We start from the raw sequence: 6,868 nt of genomic DNA on the forward strand, positions 1-6,868 counted from the left end.
CCCGCCCTCCCGATCGGACACCATGACGTTGACCCACCACCCCGCCATGCGCCGGTCGTAGAGCCAGCCGCCCGCCGACGCCACGACATCGGCCACATCTGCTGCGATGACGGTCATCTCGTGCCGCAGCACGGTGCTGACGCGCGCCCGCGGCCGTGCCATCGCGGGCAACGTCCGAGCGTCGCGCTTGATCGTGGAGTGGGTCTGCGACGACATGGCGGGTCCAATCTCGACGAGCGGGTGTCCGGCTGCGATTCCCCTCAGCGTGACACTTTGCCGGGAGATTGTAAAGGTCCGGTTTCCGGACTACAGCCGCGACTGCTCCTTGATCGCCGTGTCGGAGGTGCGCAGCGGGCGGATCAGCGCGTCCTGGGTGAACGACGCCAGCAACTCTCCCTGCTCGGTGTGCACCGTGCCGCGCACGTACGACATGCCCGCACCCACCTGCGTGCTCTCATGCGAATACAGCAGCCAGTCGTCCCAGCGCACCGGTTCGTGGAAGCTGACCGACACCGTCATCGGCGCCGTCGACACGGTCAGGTGCGCCTGACTGGTTCCGATACCTTCGTGTGCCCGCATTGTGGTCGAAATGCCAAGGTGCCCAGTGAAATACGCGATAAGCGCTTTCGCCAAGTCGTCGCGCGTCGGGATAGGGTCGTAGTGCAGCCAGGCATACAGCTCCGGCGGGCCGACCTCGTCGGGGCTGTTGACATCGACGACGTCGACCAATCGCAGCTGACGTCCCGCCATCGGCATCTCCGACACATTCGCGTCGGCGGGCCCGGCGACCTGCGGGCGCGGCAGGTGATGGCGGATCACGTCCTCGGTCGGCACGTCGGCGAGGATCGTCGCGGTGATGCAGCGCTTGCCGTTCTGTTTGGCCGTGATCACCGCGCTTGCCGTCGAGCGCCCCTCGCTCACGACGTCGATCTCCAACTCGACCGGACCCCCACTGACCAGAACCGCCCGCGCGAACACCGCGTACGCCGAGCGAATCGACTTCTCCGGGAACCGCTTCGCCGCGGCCACGATCATCTGCGCCAGGACCTGGGTGCCCTCGACGACCTGGCGCTGGTCTTCGCCAGCGGGGCCCGTCGCCGCGGTGAACACGTTCTCCCCCGCGGGTTCGGCGTCGAACAGGTCGAGCAGTCCCTGCACGGTCCATGGCGTCTGAGCTGAGTCCGTCGTCATGGGTGGGAACAGTAACCGAGCCGACGCAAAACCGGTAACGTCATTACCATGGCCAAGTCGAGCGGACGGTCCCCGGCCGGCGCGACGCGCCCCGCCGCGTCGGACAACTCTGACGGGGTCGAACCGGAGTCGCGCGAGCGCCGTTTCATGCGCTCCGCGCTGGAGATCCTCGGGGAAACAGGCCGCACCGACTTCACCGTGCTCGAGGTCGTCGAACGCTCGAAGACGTCGCTTCGGTCCTTCTATCAGCATTTCTCGACGAAGGACGAGTTGCTGCTCGCGCTGATCGACAAGATCATGTCCGAGTCCACGCGCTCGTGGCGTGCGGCCACCGCCGATCTGGCCCCGGTCGCGGCGCTGCGGATGCTGATCGACCGCATCTGCACTCCTGCCGAAACCACCAAGCAGGACAAGGTCAATCGCGGTTTGACCAACTACAACGACCGACTGGCCGAGACGCTGCCGCGCGAGTACGCCCGCGTGCTCTCGCCGCTGCACGAGCTGATCAAGGACATCATCAACCGCGGCAAAGCCGACGGGTCCTTCCGCAGCGACATCGATGTCGACGCCACGGCCGCGCTGATCATGCAGACGGCGCTGGGCGCGATGCGCCTGCACGTTCTCGGCGCCGAACTCTCCGGCGTCCCCGTCACCGTCGACCACATCTACCAGTTCTGCATCGCGGCCCTGCGCGCCTTTTGAGGTTCCGGAATCCCACCTGACCTGCCCGGAGAATGCCGTTTCCCGGGGCGGTGTTTATGCTGGTCCACGCGTGGTAATGTCATTACCACCACAGCCTGACGAGACTTCCAGGAGGCGAGCATGGCGGCACGCCAATTGTCCTTTCCGGTGTTCGACGCCGACAACCACTTCTACGAGCCCAAAGAAGCGCTGACGAAGTTCCTGCCCGACCACCGCAAGCACGTCATCGACTACATCGAGGTGCGCGGCCGCACCAAGATCATGGTGCGCAACCACGTGAGCGACTACATCCCGAATCCGACCTTCGAGGTTGTCGCGCGGCCTGGCGCCCAGGAGGAGTACTTCCGGCACGGCAGCGGCGGCAAGAGCTTTCGCGAGGTGATGGGCAAGCCGATGAAGGCAATCCCGGCGTTCCGCGAGCCTGCGGCGCGCCTGGAGGTGATGGACGGCCTCGGCCTCGACTACTCGCTGATGTTCCCGACCCTGGCCAGCCTCGTCGAGGAGCGGATGAAAGACGACCCCGAGTTGATCCACGACGTCATCCACGCCCTCAACGAGTGGATGTACGAGACGTGGCAGTTCAACTACGAGAACCGGATCTTCTCGACGCCGGTGATCACCCTGCCGATCGTCGACCGCGCGCTCGAGGAACTCGAATGGTGCCTGGAGCGCGGCGCGAAGACGGTGCTGGTGCGTCCCGCGCCGGTGCCCGGTTTCCGCGGCAGCCGGTCGTTCGGCCTGCCCGAGTTCGACCCGTTCTGGGACGCCTGCGTCAAGGCCGGCATCCCGGTGTCGATGCACGCATCCGACTCCGGTTACGCGGAATACCTCAACGACTGGGAGCCCGCCGACGAGTTTCTTCCGTTCAAGCCCACCGCATTTCGCATGGTGTCGATGGGCAAACGCCCGATCGAGGACTCGATGGCGGCGCTGGTGTGCCACGGCGCGCTGTCGCGCAATCCGGATCTGCGGATCCTGTCCATCGAGAACGGCGCGGACTGGGTGCCCTACCTGTTCAAGCAGTTCGAGAGCACCTACAAGAAGATGCCCCAGGAGTTCCCGGAGAATCCAATCGAGGCCTTCAAGCGGTGCGTCTACGTCGCACCGTTCTGGGAGGACGACTTCGCCAAGATGGCCGACCTCATCGGCGTCGACCGGGTGATCTTCGGGTCCGACTGGCCCCATCCGGAAGGCCTCGCCGAGCCCACCAAGCTCATCGACGATCTGCAGGACCTCGACCAGGAGGGGCAGCGAAAGGTCATGGGCGGCAACATGGTCGACCTGTTCAAGGTGCCCAATGAGATCGTCCACAACCCCGACGTCCCCGCGATCGTCATTCCTGCCTGAAATAGCCGGCTGAATGACCGAGACGAATCCCGAGGTGCTTCTGTTCGCCTCGACGACGCAGTCATTCCTGGAGAAGGAAGCACCGCTGAGCCGGGTGCGGGAACTGCATGACGCCGGCACACCGTTCGACGCCGACTGGTGGCGACGCGCGGCCGAGTTGGGCTGGACGAGCCTGCTCGTCCCCGAAGCGCTTGGCGGCGGCTCGGTTTCGGGCAACGGTGTGAATGACCTTGCGCTGGTGGCCGAATTGGCGGGCAAGACGGTCGCGCCGGGGCCGCTGCATCCGGTCAGCACGGTGCTGGCCGGTCTGGTCGACGCGCCCGAGAACCACGAAGCGGCAATCGAATCGCTGATCAGCGGTGAAGCGGTCGCGTCATGGGCGGTCTATGAGCCAGCCAGCTCGTGGTCGCCCATGACACCCGCACTGACGGCGACCCCGACCGATGCCGGCTTCCGGCTCGACGGCGTCAAGGACCGCGTCGAGGCGGGCGCCGAGAGCGATCTGCTCCTGGTGACCGCGACATGTGACGGTGCGGTGCGGCAGTTCCTGGTGCCGACGGATGCGCCAGGCGTCAGCATCGAACCGCAGAGGTCTGTCGACCTCGTGAAGCGCTATGCCCGTGTACAATTCGACGGTGTGACGCTGGACGCGTCGGCGGTCGTCGGCTCGGCCGAACAGACCGCTGCGCTGATCACCCGCCAGAGTCTCATCGCGCAGATGCTGCAGTGTGCGGAGGTCGTCGGCATTCTCGACGAGGTGCTGCGCTTCACCGTCCAGTGGGGCTTCGACCGGCACTCGTTCGGCCGCCCCATCGGCTCATACCAGGCGCTCAAGCACAAATACGCCGACCTGAAGATCTACTTCGAGGGGTGCAGGGCGGCCACCAATGCCGCCGTCGCCGCGGTCGCCTCGCGCTCCCCCGATGCCGAGATGGCCGTCAGCGTCGCGAAATCTTATGTGGGCGAACATGCTCCGGGCATGCTGCAGGACTGCATCCAACTGCATGGCGGAATCGGCGTGACGTGGGAGCACGACCTGCATCTGTACCTGCGCCGGACGCTGCTCGACCGCTCGATGTTCGGCACGCCGGAGGACCACAATCTGCGCGTCTACGCGTTGACCGCGCACCAGGAGACCGCCTGATGACAGAGACCACGTCGGCAGCAGCCACCACGACCGAATCGGTCGAGCAGTTCGCGGCGCGCGCCAGCGCATGGCTCGCATCGAACATGCCGAAGATCGACCCGGACAATCCGCCGGTGGCCGATCGCGGTGAGGAGCAGCCGTGGAGGCGGGCTCGCGAACTGCAGAAGATGCTCTACGACGGTGGATTCGCCGGCATCTGCTTTCCGCGGGAGTACGGCGGCTTGGGCCTGCCCATCGAATACCAGCGCGCGTTCAACGAGGTGTCGCGCGGCTACGAGTTGCCGATGATCCTCAACACGCCGACGTTCACGATCTGCGCCGCGACCATCCTCGACACGGGCAGCGAAGAGCAGAAGCGCCAACACATCTCGGCCGCGTTGCGCGGTGAAGAAGTGCTCGTGCAACTGCTCTCCGAGCCCAGCGGCGGTTCCGATCTGGCCGGTGTCATCACCCGCGCCGACCGTAAGGGCGACAAGTGGGTCATCAACGGCGCCAAGACGTGGAGCACAAGCGCCTTCGCCGCCGACTACGGCCTGCTGCTGGCCCGCACCGATTGGAATGTGCCCAAACATGAAGGGCTGACGATGTTTCTGGTGCCAATCAACAGCCCCGGCATCACGTTGCGTCGCATCAAGCAGATTAACGGCTCCGTCGAGTTCTGCGAGGAGTTCTTCGACAACCTCGAACTGGGCGACGACGCGGTCATCGGTGAGGTCAACGGCGGCTGGGAGGTCGCGTCGCGTCAGCTCTACCACGAACGGCGCGCGGTCGGCGGCGGCTCGGAATTCGCCAGCGGCACAGGCGCTGAGGGCAAAACCGATGTGCCCATCGACTACGTGTCGCTCTTGGCGGCCACCGGACAGGCCGACAGCGAACGCGCCCGCGAGATTGCGGGCCGGGCGTTGGTGCACCGCGCCGTGCAGGAGCGACTGATCGATCACGTCTATCACGGCGTTCTCGACGGGTCACTGCCGCCCGCGGCGGGATCGATCATCCGGATCACCCATGCCGAGACGCATCAGCTGGAGTTCGACACGGTGGTCGCGCTGGTCGGCAGCTGCGGCGTCGTCGACGGCGGTGACGATCTCATCCGCTACGGCGAACGTTATCTGTCACGGCAGACGGCGTCGCTCGGCGGCGGCACCACCGAAATCGCGCGGAACATCGTCGGCGAGCGGGTGCTCGGCTTTCCCCGCGAGTACGCCGCCGACCGCGGCGTGCCGTTCAAACAGGTCAAGCGCAACAAGACCTGACATCGGGTGCGGTAGGCCACGAACGTATGGGCTAGGGACGATATCCCGGCTAATCGCATACATAGGCCATACGCTCGTGGACTCGCTAGAACAGCGTCGGCTGCACCACTTGCGGGGTCTCGACGGCGGGCGTCTCAGCGGTGCGGAACGATCGTCGGTCAGGCGCCAGCTTGTGCTTGTGCACCAGCGGAGTCACCCTGTCGTGCAGCATCTCTCGATAGTCCGACGGCAGATAGGCGCCGCGCCCGTAGAGCTGCCGGTACTCGGCGACCAGTTCGGGGTGGGACCGCGAAAGCCAGGACATGAACCAGCCGCGGGTTGAGCCTCGCAGATGCAGACCGAACACCGTCACACCGTTGGCGCCCGCGGCGGCGATCCGGCCGAGTAGGTCGTCGAGATGCTCGACCGAGTCGGTCAGCCTGGGCAGCACCGGTGCAACCATCACATGGCAGTCCAGCCCGGCCTCACGGATGGCGGCGATCAGCCCGAGCCGCGCCTGCGGTGACGGCGTGCCGGGTTCGACGTCCTTATGCAACTCCGGATCGCCCACCGCCAGCGATATCGCCACGCTGACGTCGACGCGTTCGGCCGCCTCGGCGATGAGCGGCAGGTCGCGCCGCAACAGCGTGCCCTTGGTCAGGATCGAGAACGGCGTGCCCGAATCCGCCAGCGCGGCAATGATTCCGGGCATCAGCGCGTAGCGGCCTTCTGCGCGTTGATAGGGATCGGTATTGGTGCCGAGGGCCACGGTTTCGCGCTGCCACGATTTGCGGTGCAGTTCGCGTCGCAGCACCTCGGCGACGTTGGTCTTGACGATGACCTGGGTGTCGAAATCCGTGCCGCAATCGAGGTCGAGGTATTCGTGTGTCGGCCGGGCAAAGCAGTAGCGGCACGCGTGCGAGCAGCCGCGGTACCCGTTGACCGTGTACCGGAACGGCAGCATCGCGGCGTTGGGCACCTTGTTCAGCGCGGATTTGCAGAGCACCTCATGGAACGTGATGCCCTCGAACTGCGGCGTCCGCACGCTGCGGACGAAGCCGATGCGCTGCAAGCCGGGAAGGGCGCCGTCGTCGACGCTGACACCCTGGTTGGCCCACCGCATATGTCTTGAGTCAAGAAGTTGGCAGGGTTTCGTGGGTAATGGGGTGAAGGTAGGCCTGCTTTGGGGTGCGGTCATTGAGGGCCTGGTGCGGTCTGATGGTGTTGTAGATGATCCGGAAGCGGTGAG

Annotated in this window: 6 protein-coding genes and 1 pseudogene; 4 read left to right on the forward strand and 3 right to left on the reverse strand. The window is 65.7% G+C overall.

Annotated features, from left to right (window positions below; genetic code table 11):
- Together CQY20_RS32790 and CQY20_RS32795 are read right to left on the reverse strand one after the other, a co-directional pair.
- Nucleotides 1–216: pseudogene (locus CQY20_RS32790) on the reverse strand (hypothetical protein); the annotation flags it as partial.
- Nucleotides 217–306: 90 nt separating this feature from the next.
- Nucleotides 307–1,191, reverse strand: coding sequence for an acyl-CoA thioesterase (locus CQY20_RS32795; RefSeq protein ID WP_097945352.1), 885 nt, complete (start codon nt 1,189–1,191; stop codon nt 307–309).
- A gap of 48 nt (nt 1,192–1,239) precedes the next feature.
- On the opposite strand from CQY20_RS32795, the gene CQY20_RS32800 reads away from it, so the two are divergent.
- The 4 genes from CQY20_RS32800 to CQY20_RS32815 all read left to right on the forward strand — a co-directional run bounded on the left by CQY20_RS32800 (nt 1,240) and on the right by CQY20_RS32815 (nt 5,640).
- The gene (locus tag CQY20_RS32800; protein WP_097945354.1) at nt 1,240–1,893 is read left to right on the forward strand and encodes a TetR/AcrR family transcriptional regulator; all 654 of its coding nucleotides are present in this window, start codon (nt 1,240–1,242) and stop codon (nt 1,891–1,893) included.
- Between the two features lie 120 nt (nt 1,894–2,013).
- On the forward strand, nt 2,014–3,240 hold the full coding sequence (locus CQY20_RS32805) for an amidohydrolase family protein (protein WP_097945356.1): 1,227 nt from the start codon (nt 2,014–2,016) through the stop codon (nt 3,238–3,240).
- Nucleotides 3,241–3,253: 13 nt separating this feature from the next.
- Nucleotides 3,254–4,384 (forward strand): acyl-CoA dehydrogenase family protein, encoded by a 1,131-nt coding sequence (locus CQY20_RS32810; protein WP_097945358.1) that lies wholly within the window; start codon nt 3,254–3,256, stop codon nt 4,382–4,384.
- Nucleotides 4,384–5,640: an acyl-CoA dehydrogenase family protein gene (locus CQY20_RS32815; RefSeq protein ID WP_097945360.1), complete on the forward strand. Its 1,257-nt coding sequence runs from the start codon at nt 4,384–4,386 to the stop codon at nt 5,638–5,640. Before CQY20_RS32810 ends, CQY20_RS32815 begins: the two co-directional genes overlap by 1 nt.
- Before the next feature lie 85 nt (nt 5,641–5,725).
- Here the strand turns inward: CQY20_RS32815 and CQY20_RS32820 are convergent, their stop codons facing one another.
- Nucleotides 5,726–6,742 carry an Rv2578c family radical SAM protein gene (locus CQY20_RS32820; protein WP_097945362.1) on the reverse strand — a complete coding sequence of 339 codons (1,017 nt, stop codon included), beginning with the start codon at nt 6,740–6,742 and terminating at the stop codon, nt 5,726–5,728.
- Nucleotides 6,743–6,868 lie beyond the last annotated feature (126 nt).

It is taken from the genome of Mycolicibacterium agri, from assembly GCF_002553505.1.
Lineage (GTDB): Bacteria > Actinomycetota > Actinomycetes > Mycobacteriales > Mycobacteriaceae > Mycobacterium > Mycobacterium agri.